19 protein-coding genes are annotated in these 22,628 nt (G+C 60.7%); 1 reads left to right on the top strand and 18 read right to left on the bottom strand.

The window, feature by feature from the left end; all coding sequences use genetic code 11:
* Positions 1–57: 57 nt before the first annotated feature.
* From ftsA to mraZ, 14 genes are all read right to left on the bottom strand, one after another.
* Positions 58–1,314, bottom strand: a complete 1,257-nt coding sequence (gene ftsA, locus ACMGG9_RS02250) for a cell division protein FtsA (protein WP_004932758.1) — start codon at positions 1,312–1,314, stop codon at positions 58–60.
* A complete protein-coding gene (ftsQ, locus tag ACMGG9_RS02245; RefSeq protein ID WP_004932761.1) occupies positions 1,311–2,162 on the bottom strand; it encodes a cell division protein FtsQ in 852 nt (283 codons plus the stop codon). The genes ftsA and ftsQ overlap by 4 nt, the downstream gene beginning before the upstream one ends.
* Before the next feature lies 1 nt (position 2,163).
* Positions 2,164–3,084, bottom strand: a complete 921-nt coding sequence (locus tag ACMGG9_RS02240; protein WP_414161882.1) for a D-alanine--D-alanine ligase — start codon at positions 3,082–3,084, stop codon at positions 2,164–2,166.
* Positions 3,077–4,552: a UDP-N-acetylmuramate--L-alanine ligase gene (murC, locus tag ACMGG9_RS02235; protein WP_025301571.1), complete on the bottom strand. Its 1,476-nt coding sequence runs from the start codon at positions 4,550–4,552 to the stop codon at positions 3,077–3,079. Before murC ends, ACMGG9_RS02240 begins: the two co-directional genes overlap by 8 nt.
* Before the next feature lie 84 nt (positions 4,553–4,636).
* Positions 4,637–5,701, bottom strand: a complete 1,065-nt coding sequence (gene murG, locus ACMGG9_RS02230) for an undecaprenyldiphospho-muramoylpentapeptide beta-N-acetylglucosaminyltransferase (protein WP_004932773.1) — start codon at positions 5,699–5,701, stop codon at positions 4,637–4,639.
* A 3-nt stretch (positions 5,702–5,704) separates the two neighbouring features.
* Positions 5,705–6,907 (bottom strand): cell division protein FtsW, encoded by a 1,203-nt coding sequence (gene ftsW / locus ACMGG9_RS02225; RefSeq protein ID WP_015376649.1) that lies wholly within the window; start codon positions 6,905–6,907, stop codon positions 5,705–5,707.
* Positions 6,904–8,223, bottom strand: a complete 1,320-nt coding sequence (murD, locus tag ACMGG9_RS02220) for a UDP-N-acetylmuramoyl-L-alanine--D-glutamate ligase (RefSeq protein ID WP_033641855.1) — start codon at positions 8,221–8,223, stop codon at positions 6,904–6,906. Before murD ends, ftsW begins: the two co-directional genes overlap by 4 nt.
* Before the next feature lie 2 nt (positions 8,224–8,225).
* Complete coding sequence (gene mraY / locus ACMGG9_RS02215) at positions 8,226–9,308, bottom strand: phospho-N-acetylmuramoyl-pentapeptide-transferase (protein ID WP_004932782.1); 1,083 nt, start codon at positions 9,306–9,308, stop codon at positions 8,226–8,228.
* Positions 9,302–10,663 (bottom strand): UDP-N-acetylmuramoyl-tripeptide--D-alanyl-D-alanine ligase, encoded by a 1,362-nt coding sequence (gene murF, locus ACMGG9_RS02210; protein ID WP_033651672.1) that lies wholly within the window; start codon positions 10,661–10,663, stop codon positions 9,302–9,304. The genes mraY and murF overlap by 7 nt, the downstream gene beginning before the upstream one ends.
* Positions 10,660–12,147 carry a UDP-N-acetylmuramoyl-L-alanyl-D-glutamate--2,6-diaminopimelate ligase gene (murE, locus tag ACMGG9_RS02205; RefSeq protein WP_033651673.1) on the bottom strand — a complete coding sequence of 496 codons (1,488 nt, stop codon included), beginning with the start codon at positions 12,145–12,147 and terminating at the stop codon, positions 10,660–10,662. Before murE ends, murF begins: the two co-directional genes overlap by 4 nt.
* Positions 12,134–13,897, bottom strand: a complete 1,764-nt coding sequence (locus tag ACMGG9_RS02200) for a peptidoglycan glycosyltransferase FtsI (RefSeq protein ID WP_004932790.1) — start codon at positions 13,895–13,897, stop codon at positions 12,134–12,136. The genes murE and ACMGG9_RS02200 overlap by 14 nt, the downstream gene beginning before the upstream one ends.
* 42 nt (positions 13,898–13,939) lie before the next feature.
* Complete coding sequence (gene ftsL / locus ACMGG9_RS02195; protein WP_033651674.1) at positions 13,940–14,260, bottom strand: cell division protein FtsL; 321 nt, start codon at positions 14,258–14,260, stop codon at positions 13,940–13,942.
* Positions 14,257–15,198 carry a 16S rRNA (cytosine(1402)-N(4))-methyltransferase RsmH gene (gene rsmH / locus ACMGG9_RS02190; protein ID WP_004932794.1) on the bottom strand — a complete coding sequence of 314 codons (942 nt, stop codon included), beginning with the start codon at positions 15,196–15,198 and terminating at the stop codon, positions 14,257–14,259. Before rsmH ends, ftsL begins: the two co-directional genes overlap by 4 nt.
* Positions 15,199–15,200: 2 nt before the next feature.
* Positions 15,201–15,659, bottom strand: a complete 459-nt coding sequence (gene mraZ / locus ACMGG9_RS02185) for a division/cell wall cluster transcriptional repressor MraZ (protein ID WP_004932796.1) — start codon at positions 15,657–15,659, stop codon at positions 15,201–15,203.
* An 862-nt stretch (positions 15,660–16,521) separates the two neighbouring features.
* Between mraZ and ACMGG9_RS02180 the strand changes: the two genes are divergently transcribed.
* The gene (locus ACMGG9_RS02180; protein WP_414161881.1) at positions 16,522–16,962 is read left to right on the top strand and encodes an L-alanine exporter AlaE; all 441 of its coding nucleotides are present in this window, start codon (positions 16,522–16,524) and stop codon (positions 16,960–16,962) included.
* A 34-nt stretch (positions 16,963–16,996) separates the two neighbouring features.
* On the opposite strand, the gene cra is transcribed toward ACMGG9_RS02180, so the two are convergent.
* From cra to ACMGG9_RS02160, 4 genes are all read right to left on the bottom strand, one after another.
* Positions 16,997–18,001 carry a catabolite repressor/activator gene (cra, locus tag ACMGG9_RS02175; protein WP_004932801.1) on the bottom strand — a complete coding sequence of 335 codons (1,005 nt, stop codon included), beginning with the start codon at positions 17,999–18,001 and terminating at the stop codon, positions 16,997–16,999.
* Between the two features lie 218 nt (positions 18,002–18,219).
* On the bottom strand, positions 18,220–18,711 hold the full coding sequence (gene ilvN, locus ACMGG9_RS02170) for an acetolactate synthase small subunit (RefSeq protein WP_004932806.1): 492 nt from the start codon (positions 18,709–18,711) through the stop codon (positions 18,220–18,222).
* Positions 18,712–18,713: 2 nt separating this feature from the next.
* Positions 18,714–20,432, bottom strand: coding sequence for an acetolactate synthase 3 large subunit (ilvI, locus tag ACMGG9_RS02165; RefSeq protein ID WP_028127857.1), 1,719 nt, complete (start codon positions 20,430–20,432; stop codon positions 18,714–18,716).
* Positions 20,433–20,748: 316 nt separating this feature from the next.
* A complete protein-coding gene (locus ACMGG9_RS02160) occupies positions 20,749–22,557 on the bottom strand; it encodes an AMP-dependent synthetase/ligase (RefSeq protein WP_047025199.1) in 1,809 nt (602 codons plus the stop codon).
* Positions 22,558–22,628 lie beyond the last annotated feature (71 nt).

The following is a 22,628-nucleotide window of genomic DNA, read 5'->3' as shown; positions in this document are numbered from 1 at the left end:
TGCCTGTCGCTGCGAGATCATAAAAAGATTACTCAGCATGATCTCTTTGTTGAAACATTAAAACTCTTTTCTCAGCCAGCTATTGATGCGTTTAAACCAATTGCCCACCGAGGCGCGTTTTTCTACTTCTGTCTCACCGCTCAGGTGAGACTCTTTTCCATAGTGCAGCAGACCTACCGCCGTCGAGTAGTAAGGCTCCTGCGCATAATCCGTCAGACCCGTGATGTTCAAGGGTTGGCCGATGCGTACCTGGGTGTGGAACACCCGTTGCGCACAGGCTGCCAGGCCATCAATCTGGGCGGCGCCACCGGTCAGCACGATACCGGCCGCCAGATGATGCTTCACCCCTTGCTGACGCAGTTGCTCCTGCAATTGCAAAATTTCATCGTTAACCAGATTCAACAGTTCGGTGTAGCGTGGCTCAATGACTTCAGCCAGCGTCTGTCTTTGCAGACTGCGCGGAGGACGTCCCCCGACGCTAGGCACCTCTACATTCTCATCCTTGCTAACAATCGACCCAAGCGCACAACCGTGTCGAACTTTAATCGCTTCCGCGTCGGTCGGCGGCGTGCCGAAGGCGTAAGCGATATCGCTGGTGACCACGTTCCCGGCGTAAGGGATCACTTTGGTGTGGCGCAGCGCACCGCCGGTGTACACCGCCATATCCATGGTGCCGCCGCCGATATCCACCACGCAAACGCCGAGTTCGCGTTCATCTTCGGTCAGCACCGCGTAGCTCGCGGCCAGACCGGCGAAAATAAGTTGGTCAACTTTCAGGCCGCAACGTTCCACGGCCTTGACGATGTTCTTCGCCATATCGTTATGGCAGGTAATCAGATGCACCTTGGCCTGCATGCGCACGCCGGACAGCCCAACCGGGTTTTTGATGCCTTCCTGATAATCGATGGCGTATTCCTGAGGAATCACGTGCAGGATGCGGTGTTCGTCACGCACGCGCACCGATTTGGCGGTGTGCACCACGTTCTCCACGTCGTCCTGCGTCACTTCCTCTTCCGAGATAGGCACCATGCCGATTTCGTTCTGGCAGCTGATGTGTTTGCCCGACAGCGCCAGGTACACCGACGAGATCTGGCAGTCCGCCATCAGCTCGGCCTGATCGATGGCGCGCTGTACGCACTTCACCACCGACTCCAGGTCGTTTACGCCGCCCTTATCCATGCCGCGAGACGGGCAGCTGCCCACCCCGATAATGTTGACCATGCCATCGGGCAGAACTTCCCCTACCAACGCGGAGACTTTTGCAGTACCGATCTCCAGTCCAACTACCAGTTTTCTGTCCGTCGACTTGATCATTGTTGTTTTGCCTGTGCCTGATTCTGTTGCTGATTACTGTTTTGCTGACCGCCAAGCGCCTGCGGATCGACCAACACCGGAGCCCACCCTACCGAAGCGCCGGACTCGTAGCGCAGATCGACATAGCTGACACGCTTGCTCTCCGCCTGGCCCTGCTGCTGCAATACCGGGTAAAGCTCGATAAACCGCTGCAAACGCCCGTTGCGGTCATCGCGCCCCAGCTCAAGCCGGACATCGTTGTCCAGCGCCAGCTGCCAGGAATGGCGCGCGGTCATCGCCGCCATTTTCAGCGTATATTTGCTGGCCGCCAACGTGGCGCTCATCGCCCGATAGCCTTCCAGCACATCCTGCTCGCTCCCTTCCGGCCCATAGAGCAGCGGCAACTTCTGCTTGCCCGCCCGCTCCGCCGGCACGCTGAACGCTTTGCCCTCGGCGTCCACCATGTGCAAATCGTTCCAGCGCGCCACCGGGACATACTCCACCAGATGGATCTTCAGCTCATCCGGCCATTGTTTGCGCACGCTGGCCTGCTTGATCCACGGCAGACGTTCGATCTGCTGCTGGATGACGTCCACATCCTGCGTCATAAAGGTGCCGGGCGCGCCCAGCGCCAGGATCGCCTGACGAATATCATCGTTGGTGGTGTAATGGCGTTCGCCGGTCACCACCAGCCTTGAGAGCGGCAGGCGACTGGCGTCTTTCATCCAGCCAAGCACCGCCCAACCGCTCCACACGACCGTTCCCAACACCATCAGCAGGAAAATCATTCCCGCCAACTGGGTTCCATTGCTGCGGCGCGGGCCGTTATCCACCTCGCGATCGCGCGCATTCAGGGCAGCTTGCGACATATCAGTCGGCCAACTCCAAAATTCTCGCCACTAGCTGCGAGAAGCTTAATCCAAACTGGCGCGCCGCCATCGGCACCAGGCTATGACTGGTCATGCCCGGAGAGGTGTTCACCTCAAGCAGATAGAAGCTGCCATCGCTGTCTTGCATCACATCGACGCGGCCCCAGCCGCTGCAGTCCAGACCGCGGTAGGCGCGCAGCGCCAACGCCGCCATCTCGGCTTCCTGCTCGGCGCTCAAACCGCTCGGGCAGAAGTACTGCGTGTCGTCCGAAATGTACTTGGCCTGATAGTCGTAAAACACGCCGGCCGGCTGGATACGGATCGACGGCAACACTTGATCGCCCAGCATCGCCACGGTGTATTCCGGGCCGCTCAACCACTTCTCCACCAGCACATCGTCGTCATGGCGGAAGGCTTCTTCCAACGCCGCTGCCAACGCCGCGCTTTCGGTGACCTTGCTCATGCCGACGCTGGAGCCTTCACGGCTCGGCTTGACGATCACCGGCAGACCGAGATCCGCCACGCGCGCCAGCAGCGCCGCTTTTTCGGCGCCGAGATACAGCAGGCGATTCAGCGCCACGTAAGGCGCCACCGGCAAGCCCATCGACTGCCACACCATCTTGGTGCGCCATTTGTCCATGGTCAGCGCCGAGGCCATCACGCCGCTGCCGGTATAAGGCAACTCGAGGAACTCCAGCAGCCCCTGCAGGGTGCCGTCCTCGCCGCCGCGGCCGTGCAGCGCGATAAACACTTTGGTGAACCCCTGCTCTTTCAGCTGGGTCACCGGGAAATCGCGGGTATCGACGCCGTGCGCATCGATACCGGCTTCGCGCAACCCGGCCAGCACCGCGGCGCCGGACTGCAGAGAAACGTCACGTTCAGCGGAGGTGCCGCCCAGCAGAACTGCAACTTTATCAGCCATGGTGCTCCTCCTCTTTCTTCGGCGGCTGCAGCTTCAGCTCGGCCAGTTTACGGGCGATTTTGCCCACGTTGCCGGCGCCTTGCACCAGCACCAGGTCTTCATCCTGCAGCAGCTGCGCCAGGGTTTCCGGCACGGTATCGGCATCGGAAACCAGGATCGGATCCAACTTGCCGCGGCTGCGGATGGTGCGGCACAGCGAGCGGCTGTCCGCGCCCGGGATCGGCGCTTCGCCGGCGGCGTACACGTCGAGCATCAGCAGCACATCCACCTGCGACAGCACGTTGGCGAAATCGTCGTACAGATCGCGGGTGCGCGTGTAGCGGTGCGGCTGGAAGATCATCACCAGACGCTTGTCCGGCCAACCGGCGCGCGCCGCCTTCAGCGTGGCATCCACTTCGGTCGGATGGTGGCCGTAATCGTCCACCAGCATCGCGCTGCCCGCTTTGCCGTTGACCGGCTCCAGCGGAAACTCGCCGAGGAAATCGAAGCGGCGCCCGGTGCCCTGGAAGCCCGCCAGCGCGCGCAGGATATCTTCGTCGTCGATGCCTTCTTCGGTCGCTACCGCCACCGCCGCCGCTGCGTTCAACGCATTGTGGCGGCCCGGCGCGTTCAGCGTCACCGTCAGCAACGGTTTGTCCTGACGGCTCAGGGTAAAGTGCCCCTGCGGCCCAATCTGCCGGTAGTCTTCGATGCGCACGTCGGCATCTTCACTGAAGCCGTAGGTGGTGATATGGCGACCCACGCGCGGCAGCAGCTCACGCACCACCGGATCGTCGATGCACATCACCGCGCGACCGTAGAACGGCAGGTTGTGCAAGAAATTGATAAACGTCTGCTTCAGGTTCTCGAAGTCGCCCTGGTAGGTGTCCATATGGTCGGCTTCGATGTTGGTGACCACGGCCACCATCGGCTGCAGATGCAGGAACGACGCATCGCTCTCATCCGCTTCCGCGATCAGATAACGGCTGGACCCCAGTCGTGCGTGGGTGCCCGCCGCCTTCACCAGCCCGCCGTTAACGAAGGTCGGGTCCAGGCGGGCTTCGGCGTAAATGCTCGAGACCATCGCCGTGGTGGTGGTTTTGCCGTGCGTGCCGGCGATAGCGATGCCGTGGCGAAAACGCATCAGCTCCGCCAGCATTTCAGCGCGGCGGATCACCGGGATGCGCGCTTCACGGGCGGCGACGATCTCCGGGTTGTCGGCGGAGATGGCGGTAGACACCACCACCACGCTCGCATCCAGCACGTTTTCCGGACGGTGATTGAAATAAATCGTCGCCCCGAGCGCGCTCAACTGCTGGGTCACCGGATTCGGCGCCAGGTCGGAGCCGCTGATCTGATACCCTTCGTTTGCCAACACTTCGGCGATACCACCCATGCCGGCGCCACCGATGCCGACAAAGTGAATGTGCCGGACGCGACGCATCTCGGGCACGATAGTACGTAGTTTCGCCAGTTGTTGTGTATTCATCACTCTCTCTAATCCGGATCCGGTACCCCGGCCCTACATCACATTGCTTTTATTCAGGTTCGGCGCGCCGAACCCCTGCACTCGTTACTTGGCGAGCCGCACCAGCTCTGCCGCCACGCGCTCGGTGGCGTCCGGAATGGCGACCGCGCGCGCTTTCTCGGCCATGGCCAGCAGCGTCTTGCGATCCCAGCTCGCCAGCAGTTCGGCCACCACATCGGCGTTGAACTGCGGCTGTTCGATAATCTTCGCCGCGCCGGCTTCTTCCAGCGGGCGTGCGTTCCAGTACTGTTGACGATCCTTGTGCATGAACGGCACGAAGATCGCCGGCAGCCCCGCCGCCGCGATTTCGCTGACGGTCAACGCGCCGGAGCGGCAGACCACCACGTCGGCCCAGGCATAGGCGGCGGCCATGTCGTCGATGAACTCGGTCACCTTGTGCTGCGTCTGCCCTACCCTCTCGTAGTCGCGCAGCACCGTTTCCAGCGCGCCCTTGCCAACCTGATGCCAGAGCGTAATTCTATCGCCCAAACGCGCCGCGACTTCAGGAACTGTCTGATTCAGCACGCGGGCGCCCTGACTTCCGCCAATCACCAGCACGCGGATCGGGCCTTCGCGCCCTTGCAACCGCTCCGCCGGCAACGGCAGCGCCAACACGTCGGTGCGCACCGGGTTGCCCACCACCTCGGCGTTCGGGAACGCGCCGGGGAAGGCCTGCATCACTTTGGCGGCGATGCGCGCCAGCCAGCGGTTGGTCAAGCCGGCGATGCCGTTCTGCTCGTGCAGCACCACCGGGATGCCGCACTGCCAGGCCGCCAGGCCGCCGGGGCCGGAAACGTAACCGCCCATCCCCAGCACCACATCCGGCTGATAACTGCGCATGATGGCTTTCGCCTGCCGCACCGCCTGCCAGATCCGCAGCGGCGCCGTCAACTGGGCCTTCAGGCCCTTGCCGCGCAGGCCGGAGATGCGGATAAAATCAATCTCGATCCCGTGCTTCGGCACCAGATCGGCTTCCATTCGGTCTGCGGTTCCGAGCCAGCGCACCTGCCAGCCCTGCGCCATCAGATGATGCGCGACCGCCAGCCCCGGGAACACGTGCCCGCCGGTACCGCCTGCCATCACCATTAAACGCTTAGGTTTCCCGCTCATCCCTTACCTCTTCACAAACGCCTGAGCCTTGGTCAGGCGCGTTTCATAATCAATTCGCAGCAACAGCACAATCGCCGTCGACATAATCAGCAAGCTCGAGCCGCCGTAACTGATCAGCGGCAGCGTCAGACCTTTGGTCGGCAGCATGCCCGCGGCGGCGCCGACGTTAACCAGCGCCTGGAAGCTGAACCACACGCCGATCGCGCAGGCCAGGAAGCCGGAGAAGCGTTGGTCGATCTCCAGCGCACGGCGCCCGATGGACATCGCGCGAAAAGCGACGAAGAATACCATTAACAGGGCTAAAACCACACCGATATAGCCCAGTTCTTCACCCAAAATGGAGAAGATGAAGTCGGTGTGCGCTTCCGGCAAATACTCCAGTTTCTGCACCGAGTTGCCGAGCCCCTGCCCCCAGAACTCGCCGCGGCCGAACGCCATCAGCGACTGGGTCAACTGGTAGCCGCTGCCGAACGGGTCGGCCCACGGGTTCCAGAACGAGGTCACGCGGCGCATACGGTACGGTTCCGCGATAATCAGCAGCACCACGGCGAACACGCCGGAGCCGATGATCGCCAGGAACTGCCACATTTTCGCGCCGGCCAGGAACAGCATCGCCAGCGTGGTGATGAACAGCACCACCACGGTGCCGAGATCCGGCTGCGCCAGCAGCAGCACCGCCAGCACCACCATGACGCCCATCGGCTTACAGAAGCCCCAGAAGTTGCTGCGCACCTCTTCCACCTTGCGCACCAGATAGCTCGCCAGGTAGCAGAACAGCGATAGCTTGGACAGCTCCGCTGGCTGAATACGCAGCGGGCCGAGCGCGATCCAGCGCGAGGCCCCGTTCACCGAGCTCCCCACCACCAGGACGATCAGCAGCATCACGATCGACATCAGCAGCATCACGTTGCTGTAGCGCTGCCAAACTTCCATCGGGATGCGCAGCGTCACCAGCGACAGGCCGAACGCCAGGCCGAGGTACAGCGCATCGCGTTTGGCGAACAAGAACGGATCGTCCGCCAGGCGTTGGCCGATCGGCATCGACGCCGAGGTCACCATCACGAAGCCGATGATCGCCAACCCGAAGGTCAGCCACAGCAGGGTGCGATCGTACAGCACCATGTTGACCGCGTCGTTGTCGCGCGCGCCGGTCACCCAGTCTTTCAGCCGTTCTGTCAGCCCGAAGTTCGGCAAGCGTAGTTTCATCCGCCAAGCTCCTGCGCCAGGCGGGCGAACTCATCGCCGCGCACTTCAAAATTACGGAACTGATCGAGACTGGCGCAGGCCGGCGACAACAGCACCATATCGCCGGGCTGTACGCGGCCGGCGATGGTGCGCATCGCCTGCTCCATGGTCTCGGTCAGCGTCGCCACTTCCGGCCGCAGCTGCGCCAGCTGGGCACCGTCGCGGCCAAAGCAATACAGCCGCACGTTGTCGCCCTGCAGATAGCGCGCCAGCGGCGAGAAATCGGCGGACTTGCCGTCGCCGCCCAGCAGCAGATGCAGCGTGCCGTCCACCTGCAGGCCGTTCAGTGCCGCTTCGGTGCTGCCGACGTTGGTGGCTTTGGAATCGTTGATCCAACGCACGCCGTTGTTCTCCCAGGCCAGCTGGAAGCGGTGCGCCAGGCCGGTGAAGGTGGTCAACGCCTTCAGGCTGGAGGCTCGCGGGATATTGACCGCATCCGCCAACGCCAGCGCCGCCAGGGCGTTGGTGTAGTTGTGGCGGCCGGTCAGCTTCATCTCGCGCGTGTTCAGCACCTTCTCACCGCGCACCCGCAGCCAGGTTTCGCCCTGCTGACGGTTCAGGTGATAGTCGCCCACGTCCGCCCCGAAGCTGACGCAACGTTCGTCGGCGCCGCGCACCGGCATGGTCAGCGCATCGTCCGCGTTCACCACGCACACCGCGGCGTTTTCATACACGCGCAGCTTGGCGCCGCGATACTGCTGCAGGCCAAACGGATAGCGGTCCATATGATCTTCGGTCACGTTCAGGATGGTCGCCGCCGCCGCCCGCAGGCTATACGTCGTTTCCAGCTGGAAGCTGGACAGCTCCAGCACGTAAAGCTGACATTCCTGGCGCAACAGGCTCAGCGCCGGCAGGCCGATATTGCCGCCCACGCCCACCGCCCAACCGGCGGCTTTCGCCATCTCGCCCACCAGGGTGGTGACGGTGCTCTTGCCGTTGGAGCCGGTAATCGCCACGATCGGCGCCTGCGCCTCGCGGCAGAACAGTTCGACGTCGCCGACGATTTCCACGCCGGCGTCAGCCGCGGCGCTCAATGCCGGGGTCGCCAGCGCGACGCCCGGGCTGGCGACGATGAGATCCGCCGCCAGCAGCCAGTCCTGGTTCAGATCGCCCAGATGGCGCTCCACGCTTTCAGGCAGTTTGTCCAACCCTGGCGGCGCGATACGGGTATCCATCACGCGCGGCGTCACGCCGCGCGCCATGAAGAAATCGACACAGGACAGGCCGGTGAGGCCCAACCCGATGATGACGACTTTTCTACCCTGATAGTCTGCCATGATTAACGCACCTTCAGCGTTGCCAGGCCAATCAGCACCAGCATCAGCGAAATGATCCAGAAGCGCACGATCACGCGCGGCTCCGGCCAGCCTTTCAATTCATAGTGGTGGTGAATCGGCGCCATGCGGAAAATGCGTTGTCCGCGCAGCTTGAACGATCCCACCTGCAGGATCACCGACAGCGTCTCTACCACGAACACGCCGCCCATGATCACCAACAAAAACTCCTGGCGCAGCAGCACCGCGATGGTGCCCAGCGCGCCGCCCAGCGCCAGCGAACCGACGTCGCCCATAAACACCTGAGCCGGGTAGGTGTTGAACCACAGGAAGCCGAGGCCGGCGCCGACGATGGCGGTGCAGACGATCACCAACTCACCGGCATGACGCAGATACGGAATATGCAGGTAGTTGGCGAAGTTCATGTTACCGGTCGCCCAGGCCACCAGCGCGAAACCGGCCGCCACGAATACCGTCGGCATAATCGCCAGGCCGTCCAGACCGTCGGTCAGATTGACCGCGTTGCTGGTGCCGACGATGACGAAATAGGCCAGCAGGATGTACAGCAAGCCCAACTGCGGCATCACGTCCTTAAAGAACGGCACAACCAGCTCGGTGGCTGGCGTGTCTTTTCCTACGGCGTACATGGCGAATGCGACAATCAGCGCAATCACCGACTGCCAGAAATACTTCCAGCGGGCGATCAGCCCTTTGGTGTCCTTACGCACCACCTTGCGGTAGTCGTCGACGAAACCGACGATGCCGTAACCCACCAGCACAAACAGCACGCACCAGACATACGGGTTGGACGGGTAGGCCCACATCAGCACCGAAATGGTGATGGAGGTCAGGATCATGATGCCGCCCATGGTCGGCGTGCCGCGCTTGCTGAAGTGCGACTCGGGGCCGTCGTTACGCACCACCTGGCCGAAGGACATTTCTTGCAGACGCTTGATCACCCGCGGGCCCATCCACAGCGACAGGAACAGCGCGGTCAGCAGGCTGACAATGGCTCGGAACGTCAGATAAGAAAAGACGTTGAAGCCTGAGTAATACTTGACCAAATGCTCGGCCAGCCAAACTAACATGGTGCTTTCTCCTGTAACGCGCGTACTACCTGCTCCATTGCGGCACTACGTGAACCTTTGATTAACACGGTGATGACCGCATGTTCCGACAGTAATTCCGCCACGCGCGCGATCACTGCTGTCTTGTCCTGATAATGTTCGCCGTTGCCGGAAGCCTCGCTCAGCACGCGGCTCAACCCGCCGACGCTGATCACTTTATCGACCCCGGCCTGGCGGGCGGCTTCACCCACCTGACGGTGGCACTCTTCCGCTTCTGCGCCCAGCTCGGCCATATCGCCGACCACCATCACGCGGTAGCCCGGCATCTCCGCCAGCACCTGCGCCGCCGCAGTCATCGACCCGACGTTGGCGTTGTAGCTGTCGTCCAGCAGCAGCTTGCCTTCGGCCAGCGCCACCGGGAACAAACGCCCCGGCACCGCCTGCAATTGTTTCAACCCCTGACGCACCGCTTCGAGGGTGGCGCCCACCGACATCGCCAGCGCCGTGGCCGCCAACGCGTTGGCCACGTTGTGGCGCCCCGGCAGCGGCAGCGCGATCTCGGCGGTGCCGAACGGGCTGTGCAGCGTAAACTGCGTGCCTGCGCCGTTCACCCGCACGTCGTCCGCGAAGAAGTCCACGCCTTCGGCCGCCTGCGGCGAGAAGCGCCAGACGGTTTTGCCGCCCAGCATGCTCTGCCAGTGCGGCCAGTCGTTGTTATCGGCGTTGATGATCGCCACGCCGTCGGCCGGCAGGCCGGTAAAGATTTCACCTTTCGCCTGGGCGACGCCGGCCAGCGAGCCGAAGCCTTCCAGGTGCGCCGCCGCCAGGTTGTTCACCAAAGCGGTCTGCGGACGCGTCAATGCGGTGGTGTAAGCAATTTCGCCAATGTGGTTAGCGCCCAGCTCTATCACGGCAAAATCATGCTGCGGCTCCAGACGCAACAGCGTCAACGGCACGCCGATGTCGTTATTGAAGTTGCCGGCGGTATACAGCACTTCGCCGCATTCACGCAGAATGGCGGCGGTCATTTCTTTCACCGATGTCTTGCCCGAGGAGCCGGTCAGCGCCACCACGCGCGCCGGCACCTGCTGACGCACCCAGGCGCCAAGCTGCCCCAGCGCCAGACGGGTGTCTTTCACCACCAGCTGCGGCACGTCCACCAATAAGCGCTTACTGACCAGCAACGCCCCGGCGCCTGCGGCTACGGCATCCGCCGCAAAGTCGTGAGCGTCGAAACGCTCGCCTTTCAGCGCCACAAACAGGCAACCGGCGGTCACCTTGCGGGTGTCTGTCGTCACCTCGACAATTTGGCAATCGGCGCCGATCGGTTCAGCGCTCAATACCTCAGCCAGTGTCTGAAGAGAGACAGGGATCATGCCAGCACCCCCAGCAGTCGGGCGACCGTCGTGCGGTCGGAGTAATCCAGGCGGCGGTTGCCCACCAGCTGATAATCTTCGTGGCCTTTGCCCGCCACCAACACCACATCCTGCTCCTGCGCCTGCATGATGGCGCTGGTCACCGCTTCGGCGCGGCCGTGGATCACCAGCGCCTGCCCGGCATCCAGTAATCCGGTCAGGATATCGTTGATAATCGCGCGCGGCTCTTCGGTACGCGGGTTGTCATCGGTGATCACCACGCGATCGGCGAACTGCTCGGCGATGCCGCCCATCAGCGGACGCTTGCCCTTGTCGCGATCGCCGCCGCAGCCGAAGACGCACCACAGCTGCCCCTGGCAGTGCAGGCGCGCCGCTTCCAGCGCTTTCTCCAGCGCATCCGGCGTGTGGGCGTAATCCACCACGACCGTCGGTTTGCCCGGCGCGTTAAACACTTCCATGCGGCCGCAGACCGGCTGCAGACGGTTGCCGGTTTCCACCAGCGCCTCCAGCGGGTAGCCCAGCGACAGCAGCGTCGCCAATGCCAACAGCAGATTGCTGACGTTGAAAGCGCCCATCAGGCGGCTTTCGATCTCGCCGTCGCCCCAGCTGGAGCTGAACCGAACCGTGGCGCCGTTGTCGTGATAATCGACCGCCGTGGTTTTCAGCCAGCGGCCGTGGCAGCCCGGCTGCAGGTTGTCCTGCATCGTCACCGCCACCGCATCCGGCAGCTTGCTCAGCCAGCGCTGGCCGACTTCATCGTCGGCGTTGATGATCGCCTGCCCCACATTGTGGGCGGCGAACAGCGACCATTTGGCCGCTTCGTAATTGGCCATGTCACCGTGGTAATCCAGGTGATCGCGGCTCAGGTTGGTGAAGACCGCGGCAGCGAACGGCAGCGCCGCCACCCGGTGTTGCACCAAACCGTGGGATGAGACTTCCATCGCGGCGAAGGTCGCGCCCTGTTCCGCCAAGTCGTTTAATACGTGTTGAACATCCACCGCAGAACCGGTGGTATTCTCGGTCGGGCAGACCTGGCCCAGCAGACCGTTGCCGACGGTGCCCATCACCGCGCTGGTTTCGCCCAGCAGTTGGCTCCACTGCGCCAACAACTGCGTGGTGGTGGTTTTGCCGTTGGTGCCGGTCACGCCGACCAGGCGCAGACGCTCGCCCGGCTGATGGTAAAAACGCCCGGCCAGCGCGGAAAGGCGCTGGTTCAGTTGACTCAGGTAGATCACCGGCACGCCGTGCATCTCAACGATGGCGCCGTCTTCGGCCTGACCGTCAGCTTCGGCGATCACGGCGGCGACGCCCTGCGCGATGGCCTGCGGAATATAGCGGCGTCCATCCGTTTGATGGCCGACCACGGCGACAAACAGATCCCCGGCAGCCGCCACACGGCTGTCTAATGTCATTTCCCGCAGCGCGCGCCCGGGCGCCGTCGGCACCCATGGGGCGAGTAAGTCGCGCAAATTACGATCTGCCACCTGAACCCTCTTTCTTGTTAATCACTAATTCGCTTTTGTCACCGGTGGGCAACGCGTCAGGCTCGACGTTCATGGTCCGCAATACGCCGCCCATGATGGCGCCGAACACCGGCGCGGAGATTGCGCCACCATAGTATTTCCCACCCTGCGGGTCGTTGATGACGACCACCAGGGCAAAACGGGGGTTACTTGCCGGCGCGACGCCGGCGGTATAAGCGATGTATCGGTTGACGTATTTGCCGTCCGGGCCCACTTTTTTCGCGGTACCGGTTTTGATGGCGATACGGTATCCCTTGATGGCGGCTTTCACGCCGCCGCCGCCCGGCAAGGCCACGCTTTCCATCATGTGCACCACGGTGCGCACCAGAGGTTCAGGGAAAACGCGTTCGCCGGCGACCGGAGGGTCAACCTTGGTGATCGACAATGGGCGATACACGCCCAGACTGCCGATCGTTGCATAGACTCGCGCCAACTGTAACGGAGTTACCATCAGCCCGTAGCCGAAAGAGAAGGTGGCCCTCTCTATGTCAGACCACCGTTGTTTTTTTGGGTATATGCCACTGCTTTCTCCGACCAGCCCCAAATTGGTCGCTTTTCCCAGCCCAAAACGAGAGTAAGTATCTACTAACGCTGAGGACGGCATCGCTAACGCCAGCTTTGAAACACCGACGTTACTCGACTTCTGCAAGATCCCGGTCAATGACAGCTCCGAGTACCGCGCCACGTCTTTGATCTCGTGGCCCTGAATGCGGTACGGGATGGTGTTCAGCACGCTGTTTTCTCTCACCACGCCGTTTTGCAGCGCGGTCATCACCACCATTGGCTTCACGGTTGAACCGGGTTCAAAAATATCGGTGATAGCGCGGTTACGCATGGTTTCTTTCGGCGTACCGGCCATGTTGTTCGGGTTGTAAGACGGGCTGTTGGCCATCGCCAGCACTTCGCCGGTGTTCACGTCGATCAGCACCGCAGTGCCCGATTCGGCCTTGTTGAACGCCACGGCGTTGTTCAGCTCGCGATACACCAGCGCCTGCAGGCGCTCATCGACGCTCAGCACCAGGTTATGCGCCGCCTGGCTATCGACGGAGGAGATATCTTCAATCACTCGGCCGAAGCGGTCCTTGCGCACCGTTCTCTCGCCCGGTTGCCCGGTCAGCCAGCGATCGAAGCTCTTCTCGACGCCTTCGATGCCTTGCCCGTCGATGTTGGTCACGCCGATGATGTGCGACGTCACCTGCCCCGCCGGGTAGTAACGGCGCGACTCCTGCCGCAGGTAGATCCCCGGCAGCTTGAGTTTGTGGATGTAGTCGCCGATCGCCGGGTTAACCTGGCGCGCCAGATAAACGAAGCGCCCTTTCGGGTTGGCGTTGATGCGGTTGGAAAGCTGGTCCAGCGGGATGTTGAGCGCATCGGAAAGCGCTTTCCAACGGCTGTCCAGCGTGATGCCGCCGCGTTCGTTCAGCTCTTTCGGATCGGCCCACACCGCATTCACCGGCACGCTGACCGCCAACGGACGGCCGGCGCGATCGCTGATCATGCCGCGCGCGGTCGGCACTTCCTGCACGCGCAGCGAACGCATGTCGCCTTCTTTCACCAGACGATCGGGGTTGATGACCTGCAGGTACGCGACGCGCAGCATCAGGCCAACCATCGCCAGCAAAATGCAGCCGCACAGCAACGCAAAACGCCAGCTGACAAAGCTGGCCTGATCTTCCTGGCGTCTCAACTTACCGGGGCGCGCTGCTTTCATGCGTTTCCTTTCTACTCCGTGTCATTATTCCGGTTAAACCATTCATTGTTTAACGATGATATTTTCCTGAGATGGATCAACGTGTTGCATCTGCAGTTTTTCTGTCGCGATACGTTCAACCCGGCTGTGATCGCCGAGGGCGTTCTCTTCTAAAATCAGGTTGCGCCACTCGATATCCAGCGCATCGCGCTCCAGAACCAGCTGCTCGCGTTCGGCGGTCAGCAGGCGGGTGCGGTGCGCGGTGGTCACCACGAAAATCGCGGAGACCAGTGACGCAATCAGTAAAATCATGGGGATCTTGGCGTTGCGCAGCAGATCGCCGCCAATCACCCCGACCAGGCCGTGACGTTCGTTGCCAATCACGCGGGCATCCTCTCAGCAATGCGCAGCACCGAGCTGCGCGCACGCGGGTTGTCCGCCACTTCCGCTTCCGACGGCATCATTTTGCCCAGCGCTTTCAGCGTTCGCCCGCCCATGCCGCGCAGTTGCTCCTCGGTCAACGGAATGCCCGCCGGCACCTGGGCGCCGCGGCTGTGGTGTCGCATAAAGCGTTTGACGATGCGGTCTTCCAGCGAATGGAAGCTGATGATCGACAAACGGCCCTGCGGGGCCAGCACTTCCAGCGCGCCGTCGAGCGCACGCTCGATCTCTTCCAGCTCGCTGTTGATATAAATGCGGATCGCCTGGAAGCTGCGCGTCGCCGGATGCTTGTGCTTTTCACGGAACGGGCTGGCATCGGCGATCAGATCCGCCAGCTCTTTGGTGCGCGTCATCGGCTCCACGCGGTTTCTTTCGACGATGGCGCGCGCGATGCGCTTGGCGAAACGCTCTTCGCCGAAGGTTTTCAGCACCCAGGCGATGTCGTCCGCTTCGGCCTTCATCAGCCACTCTGCGGCAGACAGGCCGGTGGACGGATCCATGCGCATGTCCAGCGGACCGTCGCGCATAAAGGAGAACCCGCGCTCCGCGTCGTCAAGCTGCGGCGAGGAAACGCCCAGATCGAGCAGAACGCCGTCGATCTTGCCCACCAGCTCGCGCTCCCGCACATAGTGCGATAACTCGGAAAATGGGCCGTGTACGATGGTAAAACGAGGATCTTCAATAGATTTGGCGGCTGCAATCGCCTGAGGGTCACGGTCAATTGCCAGCAAGCGCCCTTCCGGCCCCAGTTGGGACAGAATCAGACGAGAATGGCCACCGCGACCAAAAGTACCGTCGATATATATGCCGTTGCTGCGGATATTGAGGCCGTTGACGGCTTCGTCCAGCAGGACGGTGGTGTGTTTATAGTTTTCCAACATGCTTATAGCGACAAGTCCTGTAGCCGCTCAGACAACGGTTCCTGAGTCGACTGTTCAGCGTCAATATCATCCTTGACTTGTTGATACCAGGTCTGTTCATCCCACAGTTCAAACTTGTTGAACTGACCGACCAGCATCACTTCTTTCGTGAGCCCGGCGTGTTGCCGCAGCGTACTGGCTAACAGCAAACGACCGGCACTATCCATCTGACACTCACTGGCATGTCCCAACAGCAGGCGCTGAACGCGGCGCTCGGCGGGATTCATGCTCGACAGACGTGATAATTTTTGTTCAATAATTTCCCATTCGGGCAAAGGATAAAGCAGCAGGCAGGGCTGATGGAGGTCAATGGTACAGACCATTTGGCCTTGCGATTCCTCGTTGAGCAATTCCCGATATCGGGTAGGTACGGCGAGCCGCCCTTTGCTGTCGAGGTTGACCATCGTCGCTCCACGGAACATTCCTGAGCTACCCCTTAGTGACCGTTTTCACCACTTTACCCCACAAATTCCCACACAATGGAGTTTACGGAGGGTATGAAAACCTTGTCAAGCCAGAGCGCCAGCGCTTTGGCAATATTTCTCTGGTCATTTTGGGAGCTGACTCGCGAAAGAAACTCTGATTATTCGACGATTAAAAATTAACACCATGATAAACGGAGAGAATTTTCTAGGCGGAAAGAATCTGATTAAAAACCTGACGAACTGGCGATTAATTAACTCATTACTTCCTTCTGCAAGCCATGTCTCATTTTTCAGCTCGGCAATCTCAGGGCTGTAACCGCTGCCGCCCCGCGCGCGCCAAGGCTCGGCGCCTGACGAGTCGACCGCAGAATAAGGCTATAACTCCTTGAGTTAATAACGCTCAATCGTTATTCACCGTGAAACTGCGCGCTATTTTACTTCAATTTGCACCGCCATGATGAGAGCACGGCGAAAATAAATGGCTCGGATATTACGAGCAGAAGTAATTTCGATTTAAATCAATTTGGTAAGATTATTCCCAAAACACCTGTTTACAATTATGGTTTCATTTTCTTACACCTTATTTCCACAATTTTTGCCGGAAAAATCCCCCCGCGGACACAAAAAATCGCAACAGCATGTTTTTAATAGGTTTATTTAAAAACACCGATTTTAATCTCTCCATCCCTTCCTGCGCCCCGGCCCTGCGGGACAAAAACCGAACAAATGTTAAAAATAAAAATATAAACCTAGTTAAAAAACACAAACCAGATCAGTAAACTATATAAAAAGCAAAAAACCAGAATTAACAACCACAAATTATAAAATTAACAGCACATTAACACAAAAGGAGAGATACATGCTTTCGCCCGCCGCACGCTGGCGCAGCGCCGCTGCCGATACGTTTGCACTGGTGGTGTACTGCTTTATCGCCGGTATGGCGATTGAAGTGTTAATCTCCGGCATGAGCTTCCAGCAATCCCTCTCTTCACGCCTGTTGTCGATCCCGGTCAACATTCTGATCGCCTGGCCTTATGGCCGCTATCGCGATCTGTTTATCCGCACGGCGCGCCGTTGCCCGCACGGCCAGTTCCTACTGCGCAATCTCGCCGATCTGCTGGCCTATGTCAGCTTCCAGTCGCCGGTTTATGCTGCAATTTTATGGAGCGTGGGCGCCGACGGCCAACAAATGCTGGCGGCGGTAACCAGCAATGCGCTGGTCTCCATGGCGATGGGCGTGGTGTATGGTTACTTCCTGGAATACTGCCGGCGGCTGTTTCGGGTGGCAGGTTACGTCTAAAGGAGCCCGCCAACGCGGGCCCCTGTCAGGCAAACTACTTGCGGCTCAGACTGCCGCGGCGGAACAGATTGCGGCGAATGCGCGTCAGCCCCGGCTTGGGTTTACGCGGTTCGTCCAGGCTGGCCAGCACCAGTTCCAGCACGCGCTCGGCCACGTCGCGATGGCGCTGCGCTACCGCCAATACCGGGCACTCAAGGAAATCCAACAGTTCATGATCGCCGAAGGTGGCGATCGCCAGATCGGTCGGCAAGCGGCCGCGTTGCTTCAGCGTCACGTCCATCACGCCCTGCAATAAAGAGAACGACGTGGTAAACAGCGCCTGCGGCATCGGGTGCGTTTTCAACCATTCGGCAAACAGCGCACCGGCGGCTTCGCGTTCGTAGCTGTTGGCGTACAGGTAATCGACGTGGCGGGGATCCTCTTGCCAGGCCTGGCGGAAGCCCTGCTCACGCAGGAAGCTGACCGAAAGCTCCGGCAAGGCGCCCAGGTACAGCACCGACTCCGCCGGGAAGGTGCGCAGCTCCTGCGCCAACGCAAAAGCGTCTTCCTGATCGGCGCCCACAACGCTGATGAAATGCTCGCGATCCAGCGCGCGGTCCAGCGCGATGATCGGCAGCGGATCGTTGGCCCAGCGTTGATAGAAAGGATGCTCCGGCGGCAAGGCGGTGGAGACGATGATGGCGTCCACCTGACGCTGCAGCAGGTGCTCAATGCAGCGCATTTCGTTGTCCGGCTGATCTTCGGAACAGGCGATCAGCAATTGGTAGCCACGCTGGCGCGCCTGGCGCTCCAGGTAGTTGGCGATGCGGGTATAGCTGGTATTTTCCAGATCCGGGATCACCAGGCCGATAGAACGGGTACGCCCGGCGCGCAGCCCCGCCGCGACGGCATTCGGGTGATAGTTATGCTCCCTGACCACGGCCATCACTTTCTCGACGGTTTTATCGCTGACACGATACTGCTTCGCCTTGCCGTTGATGACATAACTGGCCGTCGTGCGCGAAACGCCCGCGAGACGCGCGATTTCATCCAGTTTCACATTAACCCCTTAATGACGCTGAAAATAGAAGTGAAGGCTGTGCTCGGATTAACCATGGCATCCCGTGCGGTTATTCAATCCAGCCTCTGCGATCTAACAGCAGAAAACACTACCTAGCAACCGCTTTTGCCGAAAGGTGCCGGCAATCGGGCAAAAAAGGCCGAAAAACAAAGGGCGCAGCCACGCCGCGCCCCCGATTATTCGCCGCCAGACCGCGCTCAGCGCATGATTTTGTCGCCGCGCGACACGCCGACCACGCCGGAACGCGCCACTTCCACAATCTCCGCCACTTCACGCACCGCGCTCAGGAAGGCGTCCAGCTTGTCGCTGGTGCCGGCCAGCTGCACCGTATACAGCGTCGCCGTCACATCGACGATCTGGCCACGGAAAATATCGGCGCAGCGTTTCACCTCTTCACGGCCGTAGCCGCTGGCCTGCAGCTTCACCAGCATGATCTCGCGTTCAACGTGAGCGCCCTGCACCAGCTCGCTGACGCGCAACACGTCCACCAGCTTGTGCAACTGCTTCTCAATCTGCTCCAGCACTTTCTCGTCGCCGACGGTCTGGATAGTCATGCGCGACAGCGTCGGATCGTCGGTCGGCGCCACCGTCAGGCTCTCGATGTTGTAACCGCGCTGGGAGAACAACCCCACCACGCGCGACAGGGCGCCGGATTCGTTTTCCAGCAAGACAGATAAAATACGGCGCATGATCAGGTCCTCTCCGTTTTGCTAAGCCACATTTCGTCCATGCTTCCGCCGCGGATCTGCATCGGGTAGACATGTTCGGTTTCATCGACGGTCACGTCGACGAACACCAGCCGCTCTTTTTCCGCCAGCGCCTGCGCCAGCTTGCTTTCCAGCTCATCCGGCGTGCGGATGGCGATGCCGACATGGCCGTAAGCCTCGGCCAGCTTGACGAAGTCCGGCAGTGAATCCATGTAAGACTGCGAATGACGGCCGGAATAAATCATGTCCTGCCACTGCTTGACCATGCCCAGATAGCGGTTGTTGAGGTTCACCACCACCACCGGCAGGTTATATTGCAGCGCGGTGGACAGCTCCTGAATATTCATCTGAATACTGCCGTCGCCGGTCACGCACACCACGGTTTCCTCCGGCAGCGCCAGTTTGACGCCCAATGCCGCCGGCAGGCCGAAGCCCATGGTGCCGAGGCCGCCGGAGTTGATCCAACGGCGCGGTTTGTCGAACGGATAATAGAGTGCGGCGAACATCTGATGTTGGCCGACGTCCGAGGTGACATAGGCGTCGCCCTTGGTCAGGCGATGCAGAGTTTCGATCACCGCCTGCGGCTTGATGGTGCCGCTGTTTTTGTCGTAGCCCAGGCAGTCGCGGGCGCGCCACTGCTCGATAGACTGCCACCAATCGCGCAGCGCATCGTGATCCTGCGCTTTCTCGTCCTGCGCCAGCAGCTCCAGCATCTGCACCAGCACCTGCTTGGCATCGCCGACGATCGGGATATCGGCGTCCACCGTTTTGGAGATCGAGGTCGGATCGATATCGATGTGCAGCACGGTGGCATCCGGACAGTATTTGGCCAGATTGTTGGTCGTACGATCGTCGAAACGCACGCCGACGGCGAAGATCACGTCGGCATGGTGCATGGTTTTATTGGCTTCATAGGTGCCGTGCATGCCGAGCATGCCAACGCTCTGGCGATGAGTGCCGGGGAAGGCCCCCAACCCCATCAGGCTGCTGGTCACCGGCAGGTTCAACTGCTCCGCCAACGCCAACAGTTCGGCTTCGCAGCCGGCGTTGATCGCGCCGCCGCCGACGTACATCACCGGCTTTTTGGCCGCCAGAATGGTTTGCAGCGCGCGTTTGATTTGCCCGCGGTGGCCCTGCACCGTCGGGTTGTAAGAACGCATGCTCACGTCCTGCGGATAGGCATAAGGCATCCGCACCGCCGGGCCGACGATGTCTTTCGGCAGATCGATCACCACCGGGCCGGGGCGGCCGCTGGAGGCCAGGTAAAAGGCCTTCTTCAACACCGCCGGGATGTCTTCGGTGCGTTTCACCAGGAAGCTGTGTTTCACCACCGGCCGAGAAATCCCCACCATATCGCACTCCTGGAAGGCGTCGTAGCCGATCAGCGAGCTGGGCACCTGCCCCGACAGGACGACCATCGGGATCGAGTCCATATAAGCGGTAGCGATACCGGTAATGGCGTTGGTGGCGCCGGGGCCGGAGGTCACCAGCACCACGCCCACTTCGCCGGTGGCGCGCGCGTAACCGTCGGCCATGTGCACCGCACCTTGCTCGTGGCGCACCAGAATATGATCGATCCCTCCAACCGTATGCAGGGCGTCGTAGATATCGAGCACCGCCCCGCCGGGGTAGCCGAATACATGTTTAACGCCCTGATCGATCAACGATCGGACGACCATCTCGGCTCCTGACAACATCTCCATGGGTTTGCCTCCAGGCTTGCTTATTCTTCTCTGGCGCCGGAACGTAGCGCCTGCTGCGGGGCAATGCCCCTAAATTTTTATGGGTTGTCGCTATCGAATTAACATAACGTCAGAATATGGGGCAGGCAAACGGCAAAATGGCTTAACGGCGGCGGGGTTATTGCCAAGCGGCTGGAGATCGCGACTTTATAAAAACAATGCGCTAGCCCCAGGGGCGTCAGGCTAGGCATTGTTTCGAACAGAGGGGAAATTACAGAACTAAATCAGGCGAAGAATATGCCGTTTTTTTCGCCGAACGCGCGGTCCGCCGGCGGCCTCAGCCCTGTTCCTGGTACATGGAGTCGATTTCACGCTGATAGCGCTGCAGGATCACTTTGCGGCGCAGCTTCAGCGTTGGCGTCAGCTCCCCCAGCTCCATGGAAAAGGCCGCCGGCAGCAGCGTGAACTTCTTCACCTGCTCGAAGCGCGCCAGCTCCTTTTGCATCTCGCGCAGACGCTTTTCGAACATCTCGAGGATTTCACCGTTGCGCAGCAGCTCCAGGCGATCCTGATACTTCAGGTTGACTGACTTCGCGTACTCTTCCAGCGACTCAAAGCACGGCACGATCAGCGCGGAAACGAACTTGCGCGCATCGGCGATGATCGCCACCTGCTCGATAAAGCGGTCCTGCGCCAGCGTGCCTTCCAGCATCTGCGGCGCGATGTATTTGCCGCCGGAGGTTTTCATCAAATCCTTAAGGCGCTCGGTGATGAACAGATTGCCCTCTTCATCGATCGCCCCGGCATCGCCGGTTTTCAGCCAGCCGTCTGCGGTAAAGGTCGCGGCGGTTTCCAACGGTTTGTTGAAATAGCCGCGCATCACGATCGGCCCGCGCACCTGGATTTCATTTTCTTCACCGATGCGCACCTCGACCTCCGGCAGCGGTTTGCCGATAGAGCCGAAGCGGAAATGCCCTTCTTCCCAGCAGGACACGGTCGCACAGGTTTCGGTCATGCCATAGCCGTACTTGATATTGACGCCCATCGCCTGGAAAAACAGGATCACATTGTCATCCAGCTTGGCGCCCGCCGCCGGCAGGAAGCGCACCCGGCCGCCGAGGATGCCGCGCAGCTTGCTCAATACCAGCTTGTCGGCCCAGCGATGAGAGAGTTCGAACAGTTTACCCAACGGTTTGCCGGCCCGCTCCTGAAGGAACTTGCGCTCCCCGCAGACGATCGCCCAGTGGAACAGCGCGCGGCGCAGCCAAGGCGCGCGCGCCACTTTTTCATGCACCGCGCTGAAAATCTTCTCGTAGAAACGCGGTACCGCGCACATCAGCGTCGGGCGGACCTGCCCCATCGCTTCCCGTACCCAGTCAGTGTTCGGCAGGAAGACGTTCTGCGCGCCGGAATGCATGACAAAGAAGCTCCAGGCACGCTCGAACACATGCGACAGCGGCAGGAAACTGAGCGACACATCCTCTTCGCCGACCGTCAGTCTCTCATCATGCAGGTAGAGCTGCGCCGCCAGGTTGCGGTAATCCAGCATCACCCCTTTGGGCTCGCCGGTGGTGCCCGAGGTATAGATCAGGGTGAAGAGGTCCTGCAGGTCGCACTCTTCAATGCGCTGCCGACGTTGAGCGATAAAAGCCGTCGGATCGGCGGCATGCTCGAAGGCGCTCAGGTGTCGCGCTATCTCGCAGCCGCGCAGGTCGGCATCTTGGTCAAACACGATAATATGGCGCAGCTGTGGGCAAACGCCGCGCAGCGCGATGGCCGCGTCCAACTGCGCCTGTTCGCCGACGAACAGTATGCGAATGTCGGCGTCGTTGATGACGAAGGCCGCCTGCGCCGGCGTATTGGTGGAATAGAGCGGCACGCTGACGCCGCGCAGGTGGAGAATCGCGAGATCGGCCAGCGACCAGGCCATGCCGTTATTGGCGAAAATGCCGATGCGCTCTTGCACTTCGGCCCCCAGGGCCAACAGCCCGGCGGCAATGCGATCGATGCGAACGGCGGCCTCTTCCCAGGTCAGTTGAAACTCGCCGTTGGGCGACCATTGGCGAAAAGCTGTGCGATCGGCTCGGTGGGTGATTTGATGCTGTATACGATGGATCAAATGGTATTGCAGCAGATTAGTGATCATAGTGCTCTAAGCCTGAAATGAATCATACAGTTAAGCCTGAACGACGCCTTACGGCCCTCATCTCAGCTTAC

The organism is Serratia sp. BNK-10, assembly GCF_047456065.1.
Lineage (GTDB): Bacteria > Pseudomonadota > Gammaproteobacteria > Enterobacterales > Enterobacteriaceae > Serratia > Serratia ureilytica.
Note: the sequence above shows the minus strand (reverse complement) of the source record. Positions and strands in the feature narration are given on the sequence as shown.

Excerpts from the sequence above, each read along its gene's own strand:
- ftsA (WP_004932758.1), bottom strand. The coding sequence starts at position 1,314 with ATGATCAAGTCGACGGACAGAAAACTGGTAGTTGGACTGGAGATCGGT.
- ftsQ (WP_004932761.1), bottom strand. The coding sequence starts at position 2,162 with ATGTCGCAAGCTGCCCTGAATGCGCGCGATCGCGAGGTGGATAACGGC.
- ACMGG9_RS02240 (WP_414161882.1), bottom strand. The coding sequence starts at position 3,084 with ATGGCTGATAAAGTTGCAGTTCTGCTGGGCGGCACCTCCGCTGAACGT.
- murC (WP_025301571.1), bottom strand. The coding sequence starts at position 4,552 with ATGAATACACAACAACTGGCGAAACTACGTACTATCGTGCCCGAGATG.
- murG (WP_004932773.1), bottom strand. The coding sequence starts at position 5,701 with ATGAGCGGGAAACCTAAGCGTTTAATGGTGATGGCAGGCGGTACCGGC.
- ftsW (WP_015376649.1), bottom strand. The coding sequence starts at position 6,907 with ATGAAACTACGCTTGCCGAACTTCGGGCTGACAGAACGGCTGAAAGAC.
- murD (WP_033641855.1), bottom strand. The coding sequence starts at position 8,223 with ATGGCAGACTATCAGGGTAGAAAAGTCGTCATCATCGGGTTGGGCCTC.
- mraY (WP_004932782.1), bottom strand. The coding sequence starts at position 9,308 with ATGTTAGTTTGGCTGGCCGAGCATTTGGTCAAGTATTACTCAGGCTTC.
- murF (WP_033651672.1), bottom strand. The coding sequence starts at position 10,663 with ATGATCCCTGTCTCTCTTCAGACACTGGCTGAGGTATTGAGCGCTGAA.
- ACMGG9_RS02200 (WP_004932790.1), bottom strand. The coding sequence starts at position 13,897 with ATGAAAGCAGCGCGCCCCGGTAAGTTGAGACGCCAGGAAGATCAGGCC.
- rsmH (WP_004932794.1), bottom strand. The coding sequence starts at position 15,198 with ATGTTGGAAAACTATAAACACACCACCGTCCTGCTGGACGAAGCCGTC.
- mraZ (WP_004932796.1), bottom strand. The coding sequence starts at position 15,659 with ATGTTCCGTGGAGCGACGATGGTCAACCTCGACAGCAAAGGGCGGCTC.
- ACMGG9_RS02180 (WP_414161881.1), top strand. The coding sequence starts at position 16,522 with ATGCTTTCGCCCGCCGCACGCTGGCGCAGCGCCGCTGCCGATACGTTT.
- ilvN (WP_004932806.1), bottom strand. The coding sequence starts at position 18,711 with ATGCGCCGTATTTTATCTGTCTTGCTGGAAAACGAATCCGGCGCCCTG.
- ilvI (WP_028127857.1), bottom strand. The coding sequence starts at position 20,432 with ATGGAGATGTTGTCAGGAGCCGAGATGGTCGTCCGATCGTTGATCGAT.
- ACMGG9_RS02160 (WP_047025199.1), bottom strand. The coding sequence starts at position 22,557 with ATGATCACTAATCTGCTGCAATACCATTTGATCCATCGTATACAGCAT.